Origin of the sequence: Nocardia aurantiaca, assembly GCF_009708175.1 — a bacterium.
GTDB lineage: Bacteria > Actinomycetota > Actinomycetes > Mycobacteriales > Mycobacteriaceae > Nocardia > Nocardia aurantiaca.
Genome location: NZ_WMBB01000025.1, coordinates 1 through 23,567, shown reverse-complemented (window position 1 = coordinate 23,567; position 23,567 = coordinate 1). Strand labels below are relative to the sequence as shown.

22 protein-coding genes and 1 rRNA gene are annotated in these 23,567 nt (G+C 67.3%); 17 read left to right on the top strand and 6 right to left on the bottom strand.

Annotated features, from left to right (window positions below; all coding sequences use genetic code 11):
* The first annotated feature begins 5 nt into the window (after positions 1-5).
* Together rrf and GLP40_RS32585 are read left to right on the top strand one after the other, a co-directional pair.
* A 5S ribosomal RNA gene (gene rrf, locus GLP40_RS32590) occupies positions 6-122 on the top strand.
* 292 nt (positions 123-414) lie between these two features.
* Positions 415-3,327, top strand: a complete 2,913-nt coding sequence (locus GLP40_RS32585) for a type 1 periplasmic-binding domain-containing protein (RefSeq protein ID WP_328290932.1) — start codon at positions 415-417, stop codon at positions 3,325-3,327.
* A gap of 138 nt (positions 3,328-3,465) precedes the next feature.
* Here the strand turns inward: GLP40_RS32585 and GLP40_RS35195 are convergent, their stop codons facing one another.
* The 5 genes from GLP40_RS35195 to GLP40_RS32560 form a co-directional block, all read right to left on the bottom strand.
* The gene (locus GLP40_RS35195; RefSeq protein WP_407671741.1) at positions 3,466-3,651 is read right to left on the bottom strand and encodes an SEC-C metal-binding domain-containing protein; all 186 of its coding nucleotides are present in this window, start codon (positions 3,649-3,651) and stop codon (positions 3,466-3,468) included.
* A gap of 432 nt (positions 3,652-4,083) precedes the next feature.
* On the bottom strand, positions 4,084-5,364 hold the full coding sequence (locus GLP40_RS32575; RefSeq protein WP_328290931.1) for an FAD-dependent oxidoreductase: 1,281 nt from the start codon (positions 5,362-5,364) through the stop codon (positions 4,084-4,086).
* An 11-nt stretch (positions 5,365-5,375) separates the two neighbouring features.
* Positions 5,376-6,005: a maleylpyruvate isomerase family mycothiol-dependent enzyme gene (locus tag GLP40_RS32570; RefSeq protein WP_154791871.1), complete on the bottom strand. Its 630-nt coding sequence runs from the start codon at positions 6,003-6,005 to the stop codon at positions 5,376-5,378.
* Complete coding sequence (locus GLP40_RS32565) at positions 6,005-6,835, bottom strand: fumarylacetoacetate hydrolase family protein (protein WP_154791870.1); 831 nt, start codon at positions 6,833-6,835, stop codon at positions 6,005-6,007. The genes GLP40_RS32570 and GLP40_RS32565 overlap by 1 nt, the downstream gene beginning before the upstream one ends.
* Complete coding sequence (locus tag GLP40_RS32560; RefSeq protein ID WP_154791869.1) at positions 6,832-7,989, bottom strand: cupin domain-containing protein; 1,158 nt, start codon at positions 7,987-7,989, stop codon at positions 6,832-6,834. The genes GLP40_RS32565 and GLP40_RS32560 overlap by 4 nt, the downstream gene beginning before the upstream one ends.
* 70 nt (positions 7,990-8,059) lie before the next feature.
* On the opposite strand from GLP40_RS32560, the gene GLP40_RS32555 reads away from it, so the two are divergent.
* The 5 genes from GLP40_RS32555 to GLP40_RS32535 all read left to right on the top strand — a co-directional run bounded on the left by GLP40_RS32555 (position 8,060) and on the right by GLP40_RS32535 (position 12,426).
* The gene (locus GLP40_RS32555) at positions 8,060-8,824 is read left to right on the top strand and encodes an IclR family transcriptional regulator (RefSeq protein WP_328290930.1); all 765 of its coding nucleotides are present in this window, start codon (positions 8,060-8,062) and stop codon (positions 8,822-8,824) included.
* 146 nt (positions 8,825-8,970) lie between these two features.
* Positions 8,971-10,152, top strand: a complete 1,182-nt coding sequence (locus GLP40_RS32550) for a cytochrome P450 (protein ID WP_154791867.1) — start codon at positions 8,971-8,973, stop codon at positions 10,150-10,152.
* Positions 10,149-10,337, top strand: a complete 189-nt coding sequence (locus GLP40_RS32545) for a ferredoxin (protein ID WP_154791866.1) — start codon at positions 10,149-10,151, stop codon at positions 10,335-10,337. Before GLP40_RS32550 ends, GLP40_RS32545 begins: the two co-directional genes overlap by 4 nt.
* Before the next feature lie 26 nt (positions 10,338-10,363).
* Entirely contained in the window at positions 10,364-11,494 is a 1,131-nt protein-coding gene (locus GLP40_RS32540) for an NAD(P)/FAD-dependent oxidoreductase (RefSeq protein WP_154791865.1), read from the top strand.
* 11 nt (positions 11,495-11,505) lie between these two features.
* Positions 11,506-12,426 (top strand): LysR family transcriptional regulator, encoded by a 921-nt coding sequence (locus tag GLP40_RS32535; RefSeq protein ID WP_154791864.1) that lies wholly within the window; start codon positions 11,506-11,508, stop codon positions 12,424-12,426.
* Positions 12,427-12,447: 21 nt separating this feature from the next.
* Here GLP40_RS32535 and GLP40_RS32530 read toward each other — a convergent pair whose 3' ends face one another.
* Positions 12,448-13,032, bottom strand: a complete 585-nt coding sequence (locus GLP40_RS32530) for a TetR/AcrR family transcriptional regulator (RefSeq protein WP_230330160.1) — start codon at positions 13,030-13,032, stop codon at positions 12,448-12,450.
* 304 nt (positions 13,033-13,336) lie between these two features.
* Here GLP40_RS32530 and GLP40_RS32525 point away from each other — a divergent pair, with 304 nt between their 5' ends.
* The 10 genes from GLP40_RS32525 to GLP40_RS32480 all read left to right on the top strand — a co-directional run.
* Positions 13,337-14,314 carry a phosphotriesterase family protein gene (locus tag GLP40_RS32525; RefSeq protein ID WP_154791862.1) on the top strand — a complete coding sequence of 326 codons (978 nt, stop codon included), beginning with the start codon at positions 13,337-13,339 and terminating at the stop codon, positions 14,312-14,314.
* A 47-nt stretch (positions 14,315-14,361) separates the two neighbouring features.
* Positions 14,362-15,315: a phosphotriesterase family protein gene (locus tag GLP40_RS32520; RefSeq protein ID WP_328290929.1), complete on the top strand. Its 954-nt coding sequence runs from the start codon at positions 14,362-14,364 to the stop codon at positions 15,313-15,315.
* Between the two features lie 47 nt (positions 15,316-15,362).
* Positions 15,363-16,481, top strand: coding sequence for an FAD-dependent oxidoreductase (locus GLP40_RS32515; RefSeq protein ID WP_154791860.1), 1,119 nt, complete (start codon positions 15,363-15,365; stop codon positions 16,479-16,481).
* 15 nt (positions 16,482-16,496) lie between these two features.
* On the top strand, positions 16,497-17,414 hold the full coding sequence (locus GLP40_RS32510; protein ID WP_154791859.1) for an alpha/beta hydrolase: 918 nt from the start codon (positions 16,497-16,499) through the stop codon (positions 17,412-17,414).
* A 5-nt stretch (positions 17,415-17,419) separates the two neighbouring features.
* On the top strand, positions 17,420-18,376 hold the full coding sequence (locus GLP40_RS32505; RefSeq protein WP_154791858.1) for an MBL fold metallo-hydrolase: 957 nt from the start codon (positions 17,420-17,422) through the stop codon (positions 18,374-18,376).
* 31 nt (positions 18,377-18,407) lie between these two features.
* Positions 18,408-20,132, top strand: coding sequence for a CocE/NonD family hydrolase (locus tag GLP40_RS32500; protein ID WP_154791857.1), 1,725 nt, complete (start codon positions 18,408-18,410; stop codon positions 20,130-20,132).
* A gap of 11 nt (positions 20,133-20,143) precedes the next feature.
* The gene (locus GLP40_RS32495) at positions 20,144-21,334 is read left to right on the top strand and encodes a thiolase family protein (RefSeq protein ID WP_154791856.1); all 1,191 of its coding nucleotides are present in this window, start codon (positions 20,144-20,146) and stop codon (positions 21,332-21,334) included.
* Positions 21,331-22,026 carry a 3-oxoacid CoA-transferase subunit A gene (locus tag GLP40_RS32490; RefSeq protein ID WP_154791855.1) on the top strand — a complete coding sequence of 232 codons (696 nt, stop codon included), beginning with the start codon at positions 21,331-21,333 and terminating at the stop codon, positions 22,024-22,026. The genes GLP40_RS32495 and GLP40_RS32490 overlap by 4 nt, the downstream gene beginning before the upstream one ends.
* Positions 22,026-22,673, top strand: a complete 648-nt coding sequence (locus GLP40_RS32485) for a 3-oxoacid CoA-transferase subunit B (RefSeq protein WP_154791854.1) — start codon at positions 22,026-22,028, stop codon at positions 22,671-22,673. Before GLP40_RS32490 ends, GLP40_RS32485 begins: the two co-directional genes overlap by 1 nt.
* A gap of 371 nt (positions 22,674-23,044) precedes the next feature.
* The coding region (locus tag GLP40_RS32480; protein ID WP_154791853.1) for a DUF222 domain-containing protein at positions 23,045-23,567 on the top strand (523 nt) is incomplete at its 3' end.

Here is a 23,567-nt window from a genome sequence, read left to right as displayed (position 1 = left end):
AGAGTTACGGCGGCTATAGCGGTGGGGAAACGCCCGGTCCCATTCCGAACCCGGAAGCTAAGGCCACCTGCGCCGATGGTACTGCACTCGACAGGGTGTGGGAGAGTAGGACACCGCCGGAACATCCCTCGCGAAGGCCCCGACCGATTTGGTCGGGGCCTTCTGCGTATCCAGCCATAGTCGGTCGATCAAATCAATACGCGCCCAGCGCTATTCAGCACCAAATTGGCCTTCTCGGCCTCCACCTCATGGGAACCACCTCACCCGGGCCTCGGTGTCACCGTCCGCCGCCACCGGCCTCCGGGCCCGATGCTCTCGTGGCCGCCCCGCATCGATCGGCTGAACCGAAGGCCGAATCCCCTTTCCGCTCGAGCGAACCAGGCTGCTCGCCCGGATCTGTAGCGGTACAGTGCCGTGAAGATTCAGGAAGTGAATCGCCGCTATGTAGGACTGCGGGAGGGGCGGCCTGTGCCGGATTCGTCATCGAATATAGGCAAGCTGTATGAGTTGTTGCGGACGCTTGCCGTGCCGGAGGAGCGTCCTCGCGTTTGGCCGACGTTGTTGCGTCGCAGGCGTCCCTTGCCCCGGCCGATGATCTGTTTGGTGACAAATGATTTCGAGGGTGGGTCACCGCTGCCCGCCATCGAAGCGTGGCTGGCCGGCGGGCATGGACGTACTGTGCCGCGAGCGCGCGTCGACGTCAAGCAGATGCGGCCGGACTCGGTCGCCATCGTGGAGGGAGAGGTCCGGGAGTACGAACTCGATGGTGAACAAGCCAAATACCCGTGCCTGCCGATTCTGGACAAGCTCGCCAACGATATTTCCTTCTGCGGCTCGGGAATGGGTCCCATTCGATTCCCGCGGTACAGCACCGCGAACTGGATTACCCGACAGCGTCTTCGGGATGCCCAGGCGGATATCGCCGCGGACGAGCTGCGCAGCCGGCTGCCGCGGTTGCTGCGTAGCGGCTCCTTGACCCAGCCGGTGCAGACGCTGAGCGGCTTGGTGGGCGGGATGGTCGACAAATTTATCGGGGCTTTGCTGTCGCTGTGGCCGGTCCTACGCCTGTGGCTCTTCGTCAGCGGCGTGGTTCCCGGATTGTCCAGGGAAAGCCGGTGGTTCATGAATCAGCGGTATCTGGCGCCGGAACTATCCGACGATTTCCTCGCCTTCGCGACCCGGTTGACCGATCCGCACCGAATCCGGGAGAACTCCGAGCAAGTCTCGAAACTGCTGGTACACGCGTTTCTTTCGGATCTGCGTGCCGCCTACACGCGCCGAATCTGGCGTCCGTCGAGCTGGCGTCGAACCGCATACCCGGTCGTACTGCTCGACAATGTCGAGGAGGGCCTGCCCGATGAGGGCAGCCCGGGTGCCAACCTGCTGAAGTGGATCACCGAGATCCGCAACGAGACGGGGTTATTCGATCCCCTGGTCGTTGTGGCTCGGCTGAATTACGCACCCTATCGCGAAGAACTGAACGAACTGAACGCCCTGGCTTCGCACAACGATCGCCCGCCGCTGGATGAGCCCCGCGACGGCGACGAGCGCTCCGACTCCGAGGATGCGTTGCAGCGCTGGCAGTTCGAAATCGCTGATATGCGCCGGAACCGCTTCTCCTACGCATGGCAGCTGTTGTTCCGCTGGGACGCGGAGGCATCTGGACCGCCGCCCCGCATCAATCCTGGTCTGGCTCGCCCGCCCGCTCCGCCGATGGCGGCCCGCAAATGGTTCGTCTCGCTCGCGGTGGTCGTTCCCCTGGCATTGTCGGCCGTCACGGCATGGGCGACGATTCCGGCGTTACGGCATCCATCCTGCGCTCAATGGCCATGGACGACCGGGATCGCGGTGGAGGAGCACAAGAATGAGTGCATCGGATACAGCGCTGACGCCAGGCGGGTGTTCACCAGCGATGACGCACTGATCACGATGCAGCGAGAGGTGTTCGCGCAGAATGTGATCGCGGAGGACAGGCACCAGAAGGACCACCGACGGAGACTGATCTCCCTCATCTATTTCGCAGGCCTCACTTACTCCGACGACACCAAGTATTCGCGCGGCATCGTCGAGGAATTGGCTGGTCTCGCGATCCAGCAGCGCAGGTTCAACGACAAGCAGGCGCCGACGGATCCGCTGGTGCGCATCATCATCGCGAACGGCGGCGATGGCATGGGGCAAGCGACTTACGTGGTCCAACATATGCTGAAGCGATTGCTGCATGATGATCATGGAGTTTTCGGCGTGATCGGACTCGATCGCAGCACCGTAGAGACGCAGCGAGCCATTACCGAGCTCGGTGATCTGGGCGTTCCCGTCGTCGGGACGACACTGTCCGCGGACTCCCTGGCCAAAGCTTCGAACCTGTATTTGCAGGCGGTGCCCAGCACCGCTACCCAGGCGCAGCTGATTGCGGATTACGTTGCCGGTGCTCGGATTCCGGACTTCGGCTCCGAGCCCGGCCATCGTCTGTTCGACAGAGTGTTGATCTATCGGCCGGATTCCACCGGCGACATCTACGTCAACGGTTTGGTGGAGGACCTCGGTCGGGAGCTTGCCAAGAACCGGGTCGATGCCTCCGTGCTCAGCTTGGCGGACGCGAACACAACGGCCGATCTGTCGGCACATTGCAAGACGAACGATGTGAACCGCCGTACGCTGCTCTTCTTCGCCGGTCGCAACGACGACTTCGCTACTTTTACGCAAAACGTGGCCCAGCAGTGCACAACCGAGACTCGACCCGACGTACTCGCCGCCGACACCGTCACCCGGCTCGTCGCGGACCCTGACACGATGCGAAACGTGCCGCAAGGCATGACTGTTCGCTACGTCGCCAAGGGCGCGCAAGCAATCCTCGGCGGAAAGGACTGTGTCCAGAACCAATTGGATGGCACGGGCCGGTCGGGTGACTTCATGGATTTCTGCCGAGGCATCAAGGAGCTCGCCGAGAAGCTGAACCTTCCCGGTGCGAAACCGATTTACGACCCGGCCTGGCCCGGCGATCGAACCGCGATCGCATTCGACGTGGTCGGACTTTTCGCGAGCGCCCTGGGCGGCAGCAACAAGTCGTTACCGAGCGGGGACGTACCCCTCGATCGCCGAGCGGCGTTCCTCGCCCTCCGGAAGGACTACTCCGGTATCACCGGCCACCTGAACTTCGCTCCTGACTCGCAGGTAGCGTCAGACGCCGCGATTGCCATTCTGGTGAGCACCGGCCATGACGTTCCCGACCGAAAACTCAGCTGTCTGCTGATGCATCCGCGGGACCTCGGGAACGGCTGTCCCGACAACACCCATGATGAATCCGAGGCCTGGTTCGTCGACCACTGACGATGACAGATTCTTCGGCATTCGGTTTCAGCTGCGGGTGCAATGGCCGACTCTGTGGGGCGACTCCGAGGATCCGGCGAGATGAGAGCCCCGAGGGGTACCACCCGATCGCGCTCAGTCCGTGCTGACGAACCACTATCAGCCGGGCCGGCCGCAGCACTTCTTGTACTTTCGTCCGGAACCGCACCAGCAGGGTTCGTTGCGGCCTGGTGGCCAGGGTGTGGCAGTGCCGGTCCTGAGCAACTCGGCCGCGAATGCCGCTCGGGTACCGGGTTTCTCAGGATCGGTACCGGTCTTGGTCGTGTAGTCGGCGAGGCCGTCCACGGCGGCTGTGACGATGGAGGAGGACAGGCCCGGTTCGGTGCTGCGCAAGGCTCGTTCCACGGCCTGGCGGTGTTCGTCGAACGTGCCCTAGGAATCCTGCAACGCAGGCCACCTCCGAGTGGCATGTGCGAACTTGGATTCCGGCGACGGCGAGGGTTTGGGCGGCAGCGGGATCGGTGTGCTCTGTTGCCGCGGGTGCGGTCGGTCGTGCCGGTAGCGGGCTGGTGTGTGGGTACCCGGCGGTCTCATGAGACCCTCACACCCCCGGACCCTGGTCGTCTTTGATCCAGAACATGCCGCGGTTGAAAGTCAGGCTGCCCATACCGAGAGAGCGACTGCCACCAGTCCGGCTGGATGGAATCGAACCACCCGTGCCCGAAGGCGGGAGGTTTACAGCCTCCGTGCGCACCATGTGCTCAACCGGTTGGTGGGTCACGCTGTCATGTGTACCGGTTCGTCAGTGATCCGATCGGCCGAAGAGAGCGGGACGGGCTCGAACATCGGCGGCTCGTCCTCGGGGAACAGGGCGGTGGGGCCATAGATCCAGTCGGTGAAGGAGTAGTCGTCGATGTCGCGGGCACGCAGGAGCGCATTGCGCTGGACGCGTTCGAAGCCGTCGAGATGCCACAGCTCGCCCCACTCACGCGCCGTGGTGAGCACCCGGCGACAGTGTTCGGGACGCACCGCCTCGTATGCGGAAAGTGTAGCTGCCCAGTCTATTCCGCCGTCAGGGCCGCGTAGGCGCTTGGCATGCTCGGCCAGTACCCAGCCGTCCTCGATCGCCATGATCGCGCCTTGGGCCATGTACTGCAGCGGCGGGTGGGCGGCGTCGCCGAGCAGGGCGATGCGGCCCTGGACCCAGGTGTCGATCGGGTCGCGGTCGTACATTCGCCACCACTTGTCGCGCCACATGTGCGGCAGGCTCTGCCGGACGATATCGGTGGTTCCCGCGAAGGCCGCGTCGAGTTCGTCGGGAGTGCCCCAATCCTCCTGTCCGGCCAAGGCTTTCGGGGACTGGAAGACGGCGACCTGGTTGAGCAGGGCGCCGCCGCGCAATCCGTAGTGGACGAAATGGCAGCGCGGTCCGACGTAGACGACCACTTCGGACAGGTCGATCGGGCGATCGACCTCGGCTACCGCGACGGTGCCGCGGTAGGCGACATAAGCGGAGGAGACCGGCTCATCGTCGACGAGGAGTGTGCGGGCGACAGAATGCAGGCCGTCGGCGGCGATGACGACAGCGGCCTCGTGGACCGTGCCGGATTCCGTTGTGACAGTGGCCTTGTCGGCGTCCTGGCCGTAGGCGACGACCCCTTGCTCGGTGCACAATTCGACACCCGCGTCCCGGCAGGCCTCGAGGAGCAGGGCGTGCAGGTCGCTGCGATGGATGACCATGTACGGGAAGCCGTACTCGCGCTCGAGGTCGCGCAAGTCGAGGGCGGTCAGTTCCTCGCCGTCGACAGCGTCGCGCATGACCATCCGGTCGGGGACGACGCCGCGGGACTTGGCCTCCTCGAGCAGGCCGTAATCGTCGAGGATGCGGGTGCAGTTCGGGGCGATCTGCAGGCCGGCGCCCACCTCGCCGAACTCCTTGGCGCGTTCGAGCACCCGGACCTTCAGTCCGAGGCGCGACAGCGCGAACGCGGCACTCAGTCCACCGATGCCGCCGCCGACCACGACGACGTCGGCGTTTGTATTGTCAGGGGTGCACACGGATAACTCCTCTAGAGCCAGGGGCCGAGGTCGGTAACGTCGGCGAGGGAATGGGGACGTCCGGCGAGGTACGCGGCGACCTCGGGCAGCGGGCCGTCCGGGAGATCGTCGAGTTCCTGTCCGCGCTTGGCCCGGATATCGGTGATCAGCGCGGACAGGAACTCGACGGGCAGGTCGGCGAAGGTCACGCCCGTGCCGAGATCCACGGCGTGGACGCAGACCTCACGCGCCCGCAGCCACGGGATCTCCGTGGCGGGCACGGTCCGGCCCTGTGCGGTGACGACCTCGGCCTGCCACTGGTCGGTGGTCAGGGCGTCCATCGAGGCGGCGAGGGTGTCCGTCGACTCGGTCAGCCAGGTCGTCAGGTCTGATGCGGCTCGTTTCGCGCCCGCGTCGATGTCGGCGCTGCGCTGTTCCTTCGAGGAGTACATCGGCGTGCGCTCACCGGTGTGTGCCCAGTGGACGAGGTTGCCGAGCGCGTCGGCATTGGCGGCGACGTGCGCGACGAGGTGCTTACGGGTCCAGCCGGGCAGCATGCTCGGTGCCGACATTGCCTGCTCGTCCAGGGACGCGACCTGCTCGGTGAGCAGCTGGGTGCCGTGCTCGACCCACTTCAAGGCGTCGGTCTGGGTGCACCCCATCACGCCTCCTCGACGACCCGGTTGACGCACGCTCCGAGCCCGTCGATCGTGGTGACGACGGTTTCGCCGCCGGTCAGGTAGACCTTTGGGTCTCGGGCGTGGCCGACGCCCGCGGGGGTGCCGGTGGCGATCAGATCGCCCGGGTTCAGCCGGATGACGGTGGAGATGTACTCCACCAGACGCACGGGATCGAACAGCAGCGTGCCGGTGTCGTCCTGCTGCATGACCTGGTCGTCGATCACTGTCCGTACCCGCAGCGCGGGCCGCACGCCGCCGACCTCGTCGGGGGTCACGACATAGGGGCCGACTGGAGTGGAGGAGTCCCAGATCTTGCCCTGGGTCCACTCGATGGTGCGGAACTGCCAGTCGCGCACCGACACGTCGTTCATGACGGTGAAACCCGCGATGGCGGTGGCGGCCTCCTCCTCACTCGCCCGACGCACCGGCTTGCCGATGACGACCACCAGTTCGACCTCCCAGTCGAGGGCCTCGGTCTCGGCGGGCTTGAGGATCGGGTCGTTCGGGCCGATGAGGCTGTCGGCGAACTTCGTGAAAAGGGTTGGGTAGCTGGGAAGTTTGCGACCCATCTCCTTGATGTGATTGGTGTAGTTGTGCCCGACGCAGATCACCTTGGACGGGTTGGGCACGACCGGGGCCAGATCGGCCCCTTCGGCGGGCCAGGTCTTCCCGGTGGCTTCGGCGGCGACGGTGGCCCAGTCGGCCCGGGCGAACAGTGCGCCCAGATCGTCGTAGCCGAGGTCGACCAGGACGTCGCCGTCGAGTCGGACCGCGCGGGTGCCGCCGTCGACGCGGAGGGTGGCGAGCTTCATCGAATGGTCTCCTGACGGTTGAGGTGGAGCGCCTCGAAGACGGGCGCGTCCGAGAAACGGAAGAGGTCGAGTGCGCCGGAGTCCGAGTCGGTGCTGCCGGCTTCGGACTTCGCGGAGAAGGGTTTCCACGAGGGCACGACGAACAGGTCGCCGCGGGTGACCGACCAGGTCTTATCGCCGACGGTGACCGTGCCGGAGCCGTCGAACACCTGGTAGACCGACGAGCCGGTCTCCCGAACCGGAGCGGTCCGCGCGCCGCGGACGACGCGGTGGAACTCGGCGCGGATCGTCGGCAGCACATCGGCGCCGTTGTGCGGGTTGCAGAAGCGAACGGCCGCGTGGCCGGGCTCGACGGTACCGCCGTGGCCCTCCTTCTCCAGGTGCAGCTGATCGTTCAGGGCGGCGTCGGTGTGCTCCCACTTGTAGGCCAGCAGCGGCGAGCCGGGGGCGACCTCGCCCACCGACAGCGGCCGCAGACCGGGGTGGCCCCAAAGACGTTCGGAGCGTGAGCGTTCCGGCGTGATCCGTTCGGCGTCGCTGAGCGCCTCGCGACCGAACTGGAAGAACTGCGACTCCGCGACGTACTGGAACGGGATGTCCAGCCCGTCGATCCAGGCCATCGGCTCGGAGGTCGCGTTGTGGTGAGCATGCCAGTTCCAGCCCGCCTGCGGCAGGAAGTCGCCGCGGCGCATCGGCACGGCGTCGCCGATCGCCGTGTCGCGGGTGCCGCCGACCACGGTCCACACACCCGACCCCTCGACCACGAAGCGGAAGGCGTGCTGGGTGTGGCGATGCTCGGGGGCGTCCTCGCCAGGCATCAGATACTGGATCGCCGCCCACAACGTCGGGGTGGCGAAGGGGCGCCCGCCCAGTGCCGGATTGGCCAGAGCGATCGCGCGACGTTCGCCGCCGCGGCCGACGGGCACGATATCTCCGGCCTGCTCGGCCAAGCGCAACAGGTTTTCCCAGCGCCACAGGTGCGGTACCGCGCGCGAGCGCGGATGCGCGGGCATCAGGTCGCCGATCTCGGTCCACAGCGGAACCAGAAGTTCCCGCTCGAACCCGCGGTACAGCTCCTCCAGCGCGGGCGTCACGTCCGGCTGCCCGGGCGCCGCGACCGCCCGCAGGCGAACGGGGGTGTCACTCGTGGTCATGCCACCTACAGTGGCTCGTATCCGGTCAGCGGAACACGAAATTCTGGAGAGCAGAACGACAGGAGCGGCAGTGGAACCGAAGAACCCGCCGGCGTATGTCGTGACCAGTGCCGATCACGCACTGCGCGCCGCGGTGATGTTGCAGCTGGAAGGTGGGCTAACGGTGAGCCAGGTGGCCGAACGGCTCGGTGTGGCGCGGTCCACGGCCCATCGGCTGCTGCAGACGCTGGTCTACCGCGATTTCGCGGTGCAGGACGATCAGCGCGTCTACCACCCCGGCCCGGTCCTCGAACTCGCGACGCACTCGCAATCCCGGGCCTCCCGACTACGGGCCATGGCCCTGACGCATCTGCAACGGCTGGTCGACATCGTGGGGGAGACGGCGAATCTCACTATCCGCACCGGCGATACGGCGCGTTTCATTGCCAGCGTCGAGTGCGGGCAGGCGCTGCGAGTCGGCTCCCGTGAGGGGATGGTCTTTCCCGCGCACCGCGTCACCGCGGGCCTGATCCTGCTCGCGGCACTCGAACCGGCCCAACTGGACGACCTGTACTCCGAAAATCGGTACGCGGAGCGACCAGGCGAACGACCGGACATGTCCGCCCTGCGCGCCCAGCTCGCCCGCGTTCGCCGAGCCGGTTTCGCGCTCAACAATGGTCTGTCCGAACGCGGCGTGGTGGCGATCGGGGTCCCGATACGTGACGCCGACGGCACGGCGCTGGCCGGACTCTCGATCTCGATGCCGAGCGTGCGCTACGACCATCAGCGACTGCCCACGCTCGTCGCCGCGCTGCATCGCTCCGCGGGCGCGATCGAGGCTGACCTGGGCGACTGAGAGGTGCCTCGGTGGCTCGGCTGCCGGGTGGGTCGCACTGCGGACATTCATCACGTGCATGTCATCCATGCAGAACATTTGTTTGATTCATGTGAGTGCAGTCACTTCAATGGGGGTCGCCGATATACCGACTCCGAGGTGAACCGATGACCGTTTCAGCCCCGCCCGTTTCCGATCTCGACCTCTTCGACGATGGGATTCTCGTCGACCCGTATCCGACCTACGCCGCGCTGCGCGAGCTCGCAAGCGTGGTGTACCTGCCGGCGAACGAGGTCTACGCGCTGACGCGCTACGAGGCCGCCCGCGGTGCGCTGGGTGACTGGGAGACGTTTTCCTCGGCCGGGGCGATCGGGTTCAACCCGGCGGTGAACGAGGCGCTGACCGGGACCTCGCTGTCCGCGGACCCGCCCGTGCACACCCAGCTGCGCGCGGCGCTCACGGAGAACCTGTCGCCGCGCGCGCTGCGCGGACTGAAGGGCGGCATCGAGGCCAAGGCCGACGCGCTCGTCGGGGAACTCGTGGCGAAGGGCTCCTTCGAGGCCATCGACGCGCTGGCCCGCGCCTTCCCGCTCGAGGTGGTGGCCGATCTGATCGGGTTCACCGGACGCGCCCGCGACAACATGCTCCGCTGGGGACAGGCCGCGATGCAGGTCATCGGCCCGATGAATCAGCGCACCGCGGAGAGCTTCCCGATCGCCGGCGAGCTGTACCAGTGGTGCTCCACGGTGACCGCCGAGGATCTGACACCCGGCTCGGTCGGCCGGGGCATCTTCGAGGCGGAGGTGCGCGGGGCCATCCCGGCCGGCTCCGCGGGCCACATCATCCACCAGTACCTCGGCGCCGGCGTGGACACCACGATGGCTTCCATCGGCAATATCGTCGCGCTGTTCGCGGCGCACCCCGATCAGCTCGCGCTGGTCAGGAGCAATCCGGCGCTGGTGCCCGCCGCGTTCAACGAGGTGCTGCGCTACTGGTCGCCGGTTCACGCCTGGGGCCGTCGCGCCACCAGGGACGTGGAGATCGAAGGTCGCCTGATCCCCGCGGGCGCGAAGGTCGCGATCCTGTTCGGTGCGTGCAATCGCGATCCGCGTCATTACGAGAACCCCGACGAGTTCCTGGTCGAGCGCAATCCGATCGACCATCTCGCCTTCGGCTACGGCCCGCACGGCTGCGCAGGCCAGGGCCTGGCACGCCTGGAAGGGCACGCCGTCATCGGCGCGCTGTCTCGTCGCGTGGAACGTCTCGTCGTCGGCCCCGAAACCCGGATTCCCAGCAATATCACCCGCAGCATCGAGGTGCTGCCCGTCCTGGAGGTAGTGCCCGCATGAAGATCGTCCTGGATCGACCCCGTTGTGAAGGGCACGGTCTGTGTGAGGAGGCCGCGCCCGATCTGATGCATCTCGACAACGACGGCGAGCTGATCATCGACCGTGAGGAAATCGGCGACGCCGAGACCGCCGCCGCCCATGCGGCCGTCCGGATGTGCCCGGTCGCGGCCCTGCGGCTGGCATGAGCGGTCGGGAGCCTGGTCGACGCAGCATGAAAGATCAGCGAATTATCGTGGTGGGCAACGGCATTGCCGGGCTCACCGCCGCCGACACCCTGCGGGACGCCGGATTCGACGGCGAGCTGACCATCGTCGGTGACGAGACGTATGCCGCGTACAGCCGTCCGGCGCTGTCGAAAGCGCTGTTGTTCGACGGGGTCGAACTGTCCTCGCACGAGCTGCCGCCGACCACGCACGGCGCGAAAGAGCTTCTCGGCGTGCGGGCTTCGAGCCTGGACGTGAACAAACGGCTGGTCGCCCTCGACGACGGGACCGCCCTGCCCTACGACCGGCTGGTGATCGCCACGGGGTCACGTGCCCGGCGGTTGTCCGAGCTGCCCGACGAGTGGACCCTACGCGGGCTCGACGACGCGCTCGCCCTGCGTGAGCGCCTCGCGGGCAGGCCCTCGGTGATCGTGGTGGGCGGCGGTCCGCTCGGCATGGAGATCGCCTCCGGCTGTCTGGCGGCGGGCTGCCCGGTGACGCTGGTATCCCAGGGCGTCCCGTTGGTCGCGCAGCTGGGGGACTACCTGGCCGGCGTCTTCGTCGAGGCCGGGATCGCCCAGGGACTCACCCTGGTCGAGACCGCCTCGGCGCGGATCGAGGGCCGGGCGGGCAGTATTCGCGTGGTATTCGACGAGGGCGCTGTTCTCGAGGCGGAGCTCGTCGTGAGCGCCGTCGGCGACATCCCGAACATCGAGTGGCTCGGCGAGACCGGTCTGACGGCGAACGGAGTCATCCGGGTCGACTCCCGTGGTCTGGTGCGCCCCGAGATCGCGGCCGTCGGCGATCTGGCAGTGTTCCCAACGCCGTACGGCCCGCGCCGAATCCCGTTGTGGAGCAGTGCGATCGAACAGGCCAAGATCGCCGCGGCGGCGCTGCTCGGCGGCGAGGAATCGCCCTCGCTCGACTTCCAGCCGTACTTCTGGACCGAGCAGTTCGGGCTCGGGCTCAAGGCGGTGGGCTACCTCCCGATCGAGGGGCCGCCCGCGTTCGTCGAGGGCGAGCACGGTGGTCCCGCGCTGATGCGCTGGTCGCACGAGGACGGTTCCGGTGTGGCCGCCGCGCTGAACTACCGGATCCCGATTCCCCGGCTGCGCCGCTTGAGCAGGGCCGCCGCGTAAGGTTCGTCGCCATGAGCGACGAGGAGGCGGGCATCACGGGTTCGGGATTGGATCGGCTGGCGTCGGTCAACCTCAATCTGCTGGTGCCGCTCCTTGCGGTGCTGGAGGAGCGGTCGGTGACCAGAGCCGCCGAACGCCTCGGTCTCTCCCAGCCCGCGATGAGCCACGCCCTCGGACGTATGCGGCGGCTGTTCGGCGACGACCTGCTCGTCCGGCAGGGCAGCGGCGCCACGCTGACCCCGCGCGCGCTGCAGTTGATCGCTCCGCTGCGGGCGGTGCTGGAACAGACCGCGGACGTGGTGAACTTCCCCGGATTCGATCCGGCGACCGATCGCCGGATCATCACCGTCGCCATGACCACCAGCACCGCGTTCGTGGTCGGGCCGCGATTGGCGCGTCTGGTCGCCGAGCGCGCCCCGAACACGACGCTGCGACTGCGCACCATCACGGTGCCGACCGAATCGACCTTCACCGAGCACGGTGTCGATGTCGTGCTCGTCTCCGAGGCGTTCGCCACCACGCACCCACGCGAACGTCTCTACGACGACCGGTGTGTGGTGGTGGCCTCGCCGGACGCCCCGCCGGAGGCGACCGCGCTCGAGCTGATCACCACGCTGCCGCACATCACCGTCGACAGTGACCGGCGGGTATTCCCCTACGATGTGCTCGACGAGAAGGGCGTCTCCTACCGGATCGGCGGGCTGATCTCCGATTTTCTGGTCATCCCGTATCTGGTCGCCAGCGCGGGCGGGGTGGCGCTGCTGCGTTATCGAGTCGCCGACGCCATGCGTGCGCTCGTGGATCTACGGATCGAGGAGTTCCCGTTTCCCATATCCAGCCTCGGGGTCGATATGGTCTGGAATCCGCACCTGGGCGACCAGCACTTCATCGCCTGGCTGCGTCAGGTCCTGTTCGACGCGGCCCGGCCGTGAGCACCCGCGCGCCCGCGGCGATCACCGCCGTCCAACGAGGGCGGACCAGCTCTCGGTGAGGACGTCGAGCATGTCCTCATGGTCGACGCCCCACTGCCCCGGTGCCCAGTTCCGAGCGACGTGATCGAGTTCTGTCATCGCGAGCACACTGCGGAAGTGCCGGGTGCCCGCGGGGAAGCGGTCGGCGAGGTCAAGTCCGTCCTCGATATCGCGACTGGTCTCGTCGAGCCATTCGCCGAACAGCGCGCGGATCTCCGGATCGACGGCGGCCGCCTCGAAAGCCGTTGTGGTGTAAGGGCGGATCGTCGTCCAGCGCTGTGCGGTCGCCGCGAGCCAGGCCCGGATCCGCTCGCGTGAGCCGTCCTCGATCACCGAGACCAGTTCGCGCGCGGTGGAGCCGTATTCGGCGGAGGGGACGCGGTCGAGCGCGGGATTGAGGCGTTCGGAGATGAGGGCCTTCATCAGGTCGACCTTCGAGGGGAAATACGCGTAGAAGGTGACGCGGGTGGTGCCCGCCGCCGACGCGATGTCGTCGACCGTGGTCGTCGCGTATCCCTTGCTCACGAAGAGGTCGAGGCCGGAATCGAGCAGGAGATTCCGCGTCATCTCCTTATGTGCCTTACGGAGCGTCGCCATCACGTCAGCGTAGAGCACATCGATCGCGTTCCATGCTTGCTGGGTGTTCTGAGAACTGTAAGCCAGGGTGGTTTACTTCATGAACATTTGCTTGACACTCTGTAAGGAAATGTGGCACCGTTCAGGGGACGGCGTGACCGTAGTCACTTGCCGAGCCTGGGCCCATCGGCCGGGCATGTCGAGAAGTCATGGGGCGAATGCCCGAGGGAAGACCAGTCCGACCAGAGAGCCCCGACGCCGCCCTGCGCGTCGGCATCGAAAGGAAGAGCCAGTGATGGGCGACCGCACTGCCAACACCGTGAACACCGTTCTCGGCCCCGTGCCCGCGGACGAGTTGGGCGTCGTCGCCGTGCACGAAGCCCTGCTGTCGGTGGTTCCCGGCGCGGAGTACGCCTTCGACGTCACCCTCGACCGCGCCGAGATCTTCGAGATCCTGGCCGAGAAGCTCCGCGAATTCCGCGTCGCGGGCGGCGGGACGATCGTCGACAGCACCGGCATGTTCCATGGCCGTGACCTGCGGCTCTACGAAACCCTGGCGCACGCGACCGGCGTGCACATCGTCGCCTCGACCGGTATGGGCCCGGAGGCGCTGCTCGGCGGCTACTTCCTCACCCCGCAGACGTACCCGCCCACGCCCTGGCCGGCCGAGAAGTTCGCCGACCTGTTCACCAAGGAGATCGCCGAGGGCATGGTGGTTCCCCGCGTGGAGCGCCGCGGCGCCGCGGGCCTGGTGACGACCGCCGCCACCCGTGGGGGCATGACCGCCACCGACGAGAGCCTGTTCCGCGGCGCGGCCAGGACCGCGCTGGCCACCGGCGTCCCGCTGTCCATCCGCTACGGTGCCGACGCCCTGCACGACCTGCGGATCGTTCTCGATGAGAACTTGTCGGCCGATCGCGTGCTCGTCGGCGCCCTCGACCGCGAGGACGCGTCGTCGGCGGGCGCCGCCCTCGAGGTAGTCCGTCGAGGCGCCTACGTCGGCATCGACAACATCGGCTCCGAAGGTGGCGACTACATCACCGACGGCGAGCGCGCGGTGCTGGTGCGCGAGCTGGTCGATGCGGGCTTCGGTGATCGGATTCTGTTGTCTGCCAACGCGATCGGCGTTGCCAAGGGTGGTCCCGGCCGGGACCTGCCCTATAGCCACGTCTTGACCGCGTTCGTCCCGCTCCTGTCCGCGCAGGGCCTCGGTGACACCGACGTCCGGCGGATCCTCGTCGACAACCCGCGCGAGCTGCTGTCGGTGCGCTGACCGGCGCCGACGACCATCGAACCCCGACTTTCCAGAAGGTGAATGTTGTGTCGAGAGTGAACACGGTCCTGGGGCCGATCCCGGCCGAAGAGCTGGGCATCGTGGCAGTCCACGAGCATGTCGGTTACGGCATGCCCGGTTCCGAACTGGACACCAGGTGGTGGAAGACGCCCGAGCAGCGCTACGAGGAAACCGTCCCCAAGCTGCGCAAGTTCCATGAGTACGGTGGCGGCACCTTCGTCGACGTGACCGGCATCTGCAACGGCCGCGATGTCGACTACTACAAGTCGCTGTCGGCCAAGACCGGCGTGCACATCGTGGCCTGCACCGGCTTCGTCGGCGGCGACACCGCGCTGCCGTTCTTCGAGCGCGCGAGCGTGGAGTACCTGACCGAGCACTTCATCCACGAAATCACCGTCGGCATCGGCGACACCGGCAGCCGCGCGGGTGTCATCAAGGTCGGCGTGAGCCGCGGCGGCCGGATGACCGAGCTGGACAAGCGCATTTACCGCGCCGCCGCTCGCGCCGCCCGCGACACCGGTGTGCCGATCATGACTCACCTGGCCATCGACGCCGAGAACGCCATCGCGATCTTCGGTGACGAGGACCTGCCGCTGGACCGCGTGCTGTTCGGCCATGTCGACGACGGCGTGAACGCCGAGAAGACCCGCGAAACCTGGATCGCCGAGCAGGGCGGCCGGGTCGGTTTCGACACCTTCGGCTACGAGACCGAGCTCGACGACCCGCCGTTCTGGGCCCGGCCGCGCAAGGATCGCCTGGACCACTTCCTGCGCTTCCTCGCCGCGGGCCATCTGGACAAGGCGCTGGCCTCGGCCGACGCCAACTGCAGCCCGCTCGGCTGGCCGGGCGTGAAGGGCCACACCGTGAACTACATCTTCGAAGATCTCATCCCCGACCTGCGCGCGGCCGGCCTGGACCAGGCCACCATCGACACCCTCTTCGTCGGCAATCCCGCCGCCTTCCTGACCATCCAGAACTGAGCAGTGACCGTCCAGGCGCAACGCCGCGTCCGCAAGAGAGAAGAACCATGCATTCGTCGGATTTGAAGAACCTGAAGATCGCCATCGTCGGCGCGGGCTACGCCGGCGCGGCGGCGGCCAAGGGGCTGAGCCTGCTCGGCGCCGACGTCACCGTCTACGAGCGGGCGACCGAGATCGGTGAGGTCGGCGCGGGCATCGGCTTGCGTCCGTCCACCATGGACCGCTTCCGGCAGTGGGGGATCTTCGACGCCATCGCGAAGGTCAGCTCGCCCAGCGACTACTTCGAGATCCTCACCGCCACCGGTGAGCAGATCATGCGCGACACCTGGCCCGGCATCGAGGATTACGCCGAGCCGACCACCACCCATCTGATCCATCGCGGCGACTTCATCGACGCGCTGCTGGGTGTGCTGCCCGAGGGCATGGTGCGCCTGGGCCACACGCTCGAGACCGTCGAGGATCGCGGCGATCGCTCCGCGCTCACCTTCGCCAATGGCGAGACCGTCGAGGCCGACCTGGTCATCGGCGCCGACGGCATCAAGTCGGTGGTGCGTCAGCAGCTGTTCAGCGACAAGGATCCGGTGTTCTCCGGCGAGCACGCCTACCGCGCGGTCATTTCCCTCGACGACGCCCAGGGCATGGTCGTCGACGACAACCTGCGCATGTACATCGGCCGGGGCACGAAGGTGTACTTGCTGCCGCTGCGCCACCGCGACCAGGTGTCCTTCGACATCACCGCGCTGTGCCCGGACAGCACCTGGGCGCCGGAAGTCACCAAGGACGACATTCTCGCGACGGTGCAGGGCTTCGACGAGCGCATTGTGAACATCGCGCGCAACCTCGACATGGACACCGTGAATGTGCGCGCGGTCTATGACATCGACCCGGTCGAGAGCTGGCATTCGGATTCGGCCGTGCTGGTCGGCGACGCGGCGCACTCGATGCTGCACCACCAGGGCCAGGGCGCGAACTCGGCGATCATAGACGCGGGCGCGCTCGCCGACGCGCTGCGCGAGGCCGATTCGGTCGCCGAGGCGCTGGCCGCCTACCAGGCGAATCGCAAGCCGGTGACCGACGAACTGCAGCGGATCTCCCGTCAGGGCTGGACCGAAGACGAGGTGAACGAGGTCTTCCCCGGTCAGAAGACCCCCGCGAGCGCGAAGTAAGGACGAGGTCACGCCATGCCGTTGCATCCGAAGATCGCCGAAATCCTCGCCATCCTGCCTGCCCCGCCCGATGGACCGCTCGACCCGGTAGCCATGCGCGCCGGTGAGGAGTCGCAGGTCCCGCCGCTCGAGCAGCGCCTGCCGCTGCACGCCGTCGAGGACACCGTCGCGGGCGAGGTGCCCGTGCGGATCTACACACCGGTCGAGGCCGAGGCCTACGGCCTGCTGATCTACCTCCACGGCGGCGCCTTCTTCCTCGGCAGCCTGGATACCCACGACCACATCGCGCGGAACCTGGCCAAGGAGACCGGGCTGCGCGTGGTCTCCGTCGGCTACCGGCGCGCGCCCGAGGCGGCGTTCCCGGCCGGTCTCGAGGACTGCTACGCGGTGGTGCACTGGGCCGCGGACAACGGTGAGTGGCTGGGATGGAATGGCGAGACCCTGGCCGTGGTCGGTGACAGCTCCGGCGGCACTTTCGTCGCCGCGCTCACCGCGATGGCCCAGGACGCGGGTTTCGATCGCATCACCCACCAGGTGCTGTTCTACCCGTCCCTGGACCTGGACTTCGACGTCGACCGCTACGCCTCGCTGCGGGAGAACGCCAAGGGGTACGGCCTCGAGACCGGAATCCTGAAGGCGTTCAACGCCTTCTATCTCGACAGCGGCGCCGACCCGGCCGACCCGCTGGTCTCGCCGATCAAGCGGGCCGACCTCACCGGTCTGCCGCCCGCGCTGATTGTCACCGCCGAATACGACCCGATGCGTGACGAGGGCGAGCTTTACGGCAAACGGTTGGCCGAGGCAGGCGTGGACGCCACGGTCAGCCGGTACGAGGGTGCGGGCCACGGCTTCGTCCAGCATTTCTCCTGGCTCCCGGAATACCACCGGGTCTATGAGGAGACGGCCGCGTTCCTCGATCGGCGCGCGGAGTGAGTGCGATGGGAGCCGAAGTGGCGATCCATCCGCTGGTCTCGCCCTGGGGCCGGTTCGGGCTCTACAGCTTCTTCATCGACGCTCCCGAACCGGCGATCGTCGACACCGGCATTGCGTCCTCGCCCGCCGAGGGCATGGCGCCGGCGCTGGAAAAGCTCGGCCGCCGGATCGAGGATGTGCGCTGGATCCTGTTGACGCACGGGCACATCGACCACATCGGCGGCGCGCACGCGCTGTGGGAGCTCACCGGCCGGCGCGCGAAGGTTGTCATCCACGAGGCCGACGCGCCGATGCTGCGCTCGCGGCAGGCGCATGTGGACGAGTATGTGGCCGGGCGCGGGCAATACTTGAACGATCCCGAGGGCGTCGCGAAGCAGACCGCCACCGCGAACGCGGTCATCTCCGGTGAGATGGAGCCGACCGTGCTGGTCCGTGGCGGTGAAACCCTTTCGCTGGGCGGTGGCGTGACCGTCTCGGTGCATTCGATTCCGGGCCATACGCCCGGCTCGGTCGCCTATGTGGTCGACGGCCAGAACGACGCGTTCGTCGGCGACGCGGTGCAGGTGCACGGAGCCGCCAACGGCTTCCCCGGCTACACCGATCCCGACGCCTATCGCACGAGCGTGCGGTACCTGCGTGACGAGATCGCGCCCCGCCGTTTGTATCTCGGCCATCCTTACCGCCGAATCACCGGCGAACCCTACGGTGTCGAGCTCGATGCCCAGCAGGCACGCGAGGCGCTCGACCAGAGCCTCGACATCGAGGGCAGGGTCGGCGAGTCGGCCCATCGGTGCCTGTGCGCCGGGCTGCCCGAGACCGACTCGGCGTATTCGCCATTCACGAGCGTGGCCGAAGACCTTGCCTACCAAGGTGATCCGACGCTCGAGCCATCGCCGTTCTTCACCTCGATGCACGGCTATCGCACGCGGTTCACCGCTGTGCGGTCCCTCCAGAAGTCCTGACCCATTGCGAGAGAAAGGGAGCCATAGGCTCATGGCCGATCTCGAAACGTTCGACGCCGGCGGGCAAACCATCCACATCCGCAAGAATCTGCGGGTACCGATGCGCGACGGCATCGAACTGGCGGCCGACGCGTACCAGGGCGTCGAGGACAAGCCGCGTCCGGCGCTGGTCGCGCTGAGCCCCTACGGCAAGGAATTGCAGGCGCTCGCGCTGACCATGCCGCCGCAGCGGCGCCCCAGCCCGATGTGGGACGGCTGCATCGAGGCCGGTGACATCGCGCGCGTGGTGGCCGAGAACTATGTGCACGTCATCGGCGACCTGCGCGGCTCCGGTCATTCCGAGGGCGAGCACATCGGCAACTACAACGCCGGCGGCGTCTCGCTGGGCCGCGACGCCTACGACTTCATCGAGTGGGTCGCCGAACAGCGTTGGTGCGACGGCAATGTCGGCATGATCGGCATCTCCTACTTCGGCTCCATGCAGGTGCTGGCGGCGGCCGAGCGTCCGCCGCACCTGAAGGCGATCTTCGTCTCCGGCGGCCACTACGACTTCTACGAGACCACCTATCACGGCGGCGTCATGTGGTTCATGCCGCGCGCCGCCCGCGAGGGCCGCGGCGGCGACTCGGGTTGGGCGTTCACCGACAACGTGAAATCCCGCATGCTCGAGACGTTTTCGCCGGATGAGATCGAGAAGCTGGTCGCCGAGCGTCTACGGGATCCGGACGTGGCCGCCTGGCCGAATCTGGTGCATGTGCTGAATTATCCGAAGCACCACGAGGCCTGGTTCGACATCGTGATGAACCATCTCGACGGCGAGTGGTACGAGGAGCGCAACCCCATCACGCTGGCCCCGAACATCGACATCCCGGTGTACCTGCAGATCGACCAGGGCCGGGGCTGGACCATGGATGGCACCATCGAGCTGTTCCACGCGCTCCAGGGTCCTAAGAAGCTCGACATCGGCCCCTACCCGCCGATGCAGTCCCGCCCGTTCATCGAAGAGCACGACACGATGTTCCGCTGGTACGACTACTGGATCAAGGGCATCGACAACGGGATCATGGACGAGCCCGCGGTGAACGTCTTCGTGGAGGGGACCCGCGAGCACGCGACCGGCGACCAGTGGCCGCCGAAGGAGGTCGAGTACCGCTCGCTATATCTGCGCACTCGCCGCAAGCTCTCCTTCGAGCATGAGCCGCTGGGCACGGAGTACGCCGCGCCGGACGGCTTCTATCAGGCGCCGCTCACCGTCACCGACAAGGTGGAGATTCTGAGCTGGAGCACCGCGCCGTTCGAGGAGCCCACCGAGATGATCGGTCAGGGCGCCGCGCACCTCTTCGCCGAGATCGACCAGCCGGACACGAATTTTATTCTGCGCCTGTGGGATTCCGCGCCCAACGGCAAGCGTCAGCTGATCACCACCGGCTACCTCAAGGCCTCGCATCGCGAGCTCGACGCGCGCAGCACCGAGGGCAACCCGTACCACCCGCACACCCGCGCGGTGCCGGTGGAGCCGGGCGCGATCGAGGAGTACGTGCTGCGCCTCTACCCGTTCGCGGCGACCTTCCTGCCCGGGCACCGGCTGGTGGCGGAGCTGTCGAACAACGAGCCGTTGGCCGACGACCACAACGCGCTGCTGCCGCCGGACGCCTTCCACCTGCCGGTGGGCCGCCCGGTCACGCACAAGATCTACCGCGACGCCACGCACCGGTCCCGGCTGGTGCTGCCGTTCACCACCCGCCGCGCGAACTGAGGAGGACAGACATGGCATTTGTCTATGCCGCCGCCAGGACGCCGTTCGGGCGCTTCAACGGCGCGCTGGCCGAGGTCCGTCCCGACGATCTCGCCGCGGCCGCGATCCGCGGCGTGCTCGCCAAGGCGCCCGCGCTGGATCCCGCCGACATCGGTGATGTGGTGTGGGGCAACGCGAATGGCGCGGGCGAGGACAACCGCAATGTCGGCCGGATGGCCGCGCTGCTGGCCGGCCTGCCGGTCTCGGTGCCCGCGACCACGGTCAACCGGCTCTGCGGCTCCTCGCTCGACGCGGCGATCATCGGCTCGCGCACGATCGATACCGGTGACGAGGACGTGGTCCTCGTCGGCGGCGTGGAGTCGATGACCCGCGCGCCGTGGGTGCTGCCGAAACCCGATCGCGCGTACCCGGCGGGCGATGTCACCGCGGTGTCGACCACGTTGGGCTGGCGGCTGGTGAACCCGCGGATGCCCGCGGAGTGGACCGTGTCGCTGGGGGAGTGCAATGAGCAACTGCGCGAACGGTTCTCGATCTCCCGTGAACGCCAGGACGAGTTCGCCGCTCGCTCGCACCGGCTCGCGGCCGCGGCCTGGGACGCGGGGTTCTACGACGATCTCGTGGTCCCGGTCGAGGGCGTGGACCTCGCCCGTGACGAGAGCATCCGCGCCGACTCGACGGCGGCGAAGCTGGCCGGGTTGAAGCCGAGCTTCCGCCGCGACGGCTCGATCACCGCGGGGAATGCCTCACCGCTCAGCGACGGCGCGTCCGCGCTGCTGCTCGGCTCGGCAGCCGCCGCCGAGCGCCTCGGCATGGACCCGCTCGCCCGGATCGCCGGTCGCGGCGTGTTCGCCCTGGAACCGCAGGCGTTCGGTTACGCCCCGGTCGAGGCCGCGAACATCGCCCTCGAGCGGGCGGGTATCGGCTGGGAAAAGGTCGGCGCGGTCGAACTGAACGAGGCTTTCGCGGTCCAGTCGCTGGCCTGCGTCGACGCCTGGAAGATCGACCCGGACATCGTGAACGTCAAGGGCGGCGCGATCGCCATCGGTCACCCGCTCGGCGCCTCGGGCGCCCGGATCCTCGGCACCCTGGCGAAGGTGCTCGCCGAGAAGGGCGAGCGCTACGGCCTCGCCGCGATCTGCATCGGTGTAGGCCAGGCGCTGGCCGTGGTCCTGGAGAACGTCAGCACCGGGAGCGGCGCATGAGCAAGACACAGATCCTCGACACCGCGGATGAGGCCGTCAGCGTCGTGAAAAACGGCGACACCGTCCTCGTCGGCGGCTTCGGCTTCGCCGGAATGCCCTTCGACCTGATCGATGCCCTGATCCGGAACGGCGCACGCGATCTGACGATCGTGTCCAACAATGCGGGCAACGGCGACGTCGGCCTGGCCGCGCTGCTGAAGGCCGGACGGGTGCGCAAGGTGCTGTGCTCGTTCCCGCGCCAGGTCGACTCCTATGTCTTCGACGACCTGTACCGGCGTGGCGAGATCGAGCTCGAGGTGGTGCCGCAGGGCAATCTCGCCGAGCGGATGCGGGCGGCGGGCGCGGGGATCGGGGCGCTCTACTGCCCGACCGCCGTCGGCACGCCGCTGGCCGAGGGCAAGGAAACCCGCACCATCGACGGCCGCGACTACGTGCTCGAGTACCCGATCAAGGGCGATGTCGCCCTGATCTCCGCGCACACCGCCGACACCGCGGGCAATCTCGTCTACCGCAAGACCGCCCGCAACTTCGGTCCGGTCATGGCCACCGCCGCGACCACTACCGTGGTGCAGGTCTCCTCGATCGTGCGGGCGGGAGAACTCGACCCCGAGGCGGTCGTCACCCCGAGCATCTACGTCGATCGGGTCGTCGAAGTCGAGGCCCGTCGTTACACCGTGGAAGGAGCGCGCTGATGCCGCTTGATCCCGATCGGCTCGCCGCGCGGCTGGCCCGTGACATCGAGCCGGGCAGCTACGTCAATCTCGGCATTGGTCAGCCCACCAAGGTCGCCGACCACCTGCCCGCCGAACTCGGCGTCGTCCTGCACACCGAGAACGGCATGCTCGGCATGGGCCCCGCCGCCGTCGGCGACGAGATCGACCCCGACCTGACCAACGCGGGCAAAGTACCGGTCACCGAACTGCCGGGCGCCGCCTACTTCCACCACGCGGACTCCTTCGCCATGATGCGCGGCGGCCATCTCGACGTGTGCGTGCTCGGCGCGTTCCAGGTCTCGGCGAACGGCGACCTGGCCAACTGGGACACCGGCGAGCCCGGTTCCATTCCAGCCGTGGGCGGCGCGATGGATCTGGCGATCGGCGCCAAGCGGGTCTACGTGATGATGACGCTGTTCGCGAAGAACGGCAGCCCGAAGATCGTGCCGGCGTGCACGTATCCGCTGACCGGTCTGGCATGTGTCAGCCGGGTCTACACCGACCACGCGCTGTTCGAGATCAGGCCCGGGGGTGTCGCGGTGCTGGAGACTTTCGGAACGTCGATTGCGGATTTGCGTGCGCGGCTGGATATTCCGCTGCTCGACTCGATGAACGTGGCCGCATAGAAGGCGGTATTCCACCACAACGCCGACTCGGCAACCGTGGGGGCGGACCTGCCGTGAACCTCGATGCGATTGAGCAATGTGTCGAACTCGGGGGCGCGCCCGAGCCGCCGGACTGCTCGCCAGCCGCACGTACAGCATCGCCACGAAGTGCGTTTTACCAGCACCGAAGGAACCGTGCGGTGAGGCGTGGTAATCCGTGTCAACGATGCCAGTTCCTTGCGGACATTCACATCTCACGCGGCTGCGACCGCTGGAAAGGCGGCGGCGTTGCTGTGAGAATCGAGGACGTGGAGGGCGTTGGAATCTGAATATTGTTGATTCACAATATCATTCGCGCATATTGGTGTGAATCGCATTGATAGAATTGACGTATGAAGTGGAGGGAGTTGGTTCACGCTGACGTGCCCGCGGCGGTGTCCGCGGTGCGCGAAGCGGCCGACGACCTCCTGGACCTGCCTCTGGTGCCGTATGCCGACGACGAGATCGTCGATCTTATGCGTGAGGTCGAGGAGGTGCGTCGGCAGTTGGATGTGGTGGCGCGGCAGTTGGCGGCCGAGGCGCAGTCACGGTGCCTGCCCCAGCGCGCCGGGTCGGGGAAACTGTCGAAGTTCCTGCAGGAGACGCTGAACCTCGGGCGCGGTGAGGCCGCCGCCCGGGCAACGGCGGTCGATGTGCTGGCGGAGAGGACCGATCCGGTCAGTGGTGTGGTGAAGGCTCCGGCGTTGGTGTGGACCGCTGCCGCCCAGGCGCGTGGTTTGGTCTCGGCCGAGCATGCGCGGGTGATCGGCAAGATCATGGCCCGGATCCCCGGCAGCGTGAACGCCGATGATCGGGAGTTGGCCGAGCAGCAGTTGGTGGGGTTGGCGTTGCACATGTCCCCGGATGTGTTGCCGG

Excerpts from the sequence above, each read along its gene's own strand:
- GLP40_RS32570 (WP_154791871.1), bottom strand. The coding sequence starts at position 6,005 with ATGGGGTGCACCCAGACCGACGCCTTGAAGTGGGTCGAGCACGGCACC.
- GLP40_RS32565 (WP_154791870.1), bottom strand. The coding sequence starts at position 6,835 with ATGAAGCTCGCCACCCTCCGCGTCGACGGCGGCACCCGCGCGGTCCGA.
- GLP40_RS32560 (WP_154791869.1), bottom strand. The coding sequence starts at position 7,989 with ATGACCACGAGTGACACCCCCGTTCGCCTGCGGGCGGTCGCGGCGCCC.
- GLP40_RS32550 (WP_154791867.1), top strand. The coding sequence starts at position 8,971 with ATGACCGTTTCAGCCCCGCCCGTTTCCGATCTCGACCTCTTCGACGAT.
- GLP40_RS32545 (WP_154791866.1), top strand. The coding sequence starts at position 10,149 with ATGAAGATCGTCCTGGATCGACCCCGTTGTGAAGGGCACGGTCTGTGT.
- GLP40_RS32540 (WP_154791865.1), top strand. The coding sequence starts at position 10,364 with ATGAAAGATCAGCGAATTATCGTGGTGGGCAACGGCATTGCCGGGCTC.
- GLP40_RS32535 (WP_154791864.1), top strand. The coding sequence starts at position 11,506 with ATGAGCGACGAGGAGGCGGGCATCACGGGTTCGGGATTGGATCGGCTG.
- GLP40_RS32530 (WP_230330160.1), bottom strand. The coding sequence starts at position 13,032 with ATGACGCGGAATCTCCTGCTCGATTCCGGCCTCGACCTCTTCGTGAGC.
- GLP40_RS32525 (WP_154791862.1), top strand. The coding sequence starts at position 13,337 with ATGGGCGACCGCACTGCCAACACCGTGAACACCGTTCTCGGCCCCGTG.
- GLP40_RS32515 (WP_154791860.1), top strand. The coding sequence starts at position 15,363 with ATGCATTCGTCGGATTTGAAGAACCTGAAGATCGCCATCGTCGGCGCG.
- GLP40_RS32510 (WP_154791859.1), top strand. The coding sequence starts at position 16,497 with ATGCCGTTGCATCCGAAGATCGCCGAAATCCTCGCCATCCTGCCTGCC.
- GLP40_RS32505 (WP_154791858.1), top strand. The coding sequence starts at position 17,420 with ATGGGAGCCGAAGTGGCGATCCATCCGCTGGTCTCGCCCTGGGGCCGG.
- GLP40_RS32500 (WP_154791857.1), top strand. The coding sequence starts at position 18,408 with ATGGCCGATCTCGAAACGTTCGACGCCGGCGGGCAAACCATCCACATC.
- GLP40_RS32495 (WP_154791856.1), top strand. The coding sequence starts at position 20,144 with ATGGCATTTGTCTATGCCGCCGCCAGGACGCCGTTCGGGCGCTTCAAC.
- GLP40_RS32490 (WP_154791855.1), top strand. The coding sequence starts at position 21,331 with ATGAGCAAGACACAGATCCTCGACACCGCGGATGAGGCCGTCAGCGTC.
- GLP40_RS32485 (WP_154791854.1), top strand. The coding sequence starts at position 22,026 with ATGCCGCTTGATCCCGATCGGCTCGCCGCGCGGCTGGCCCGTGACATC.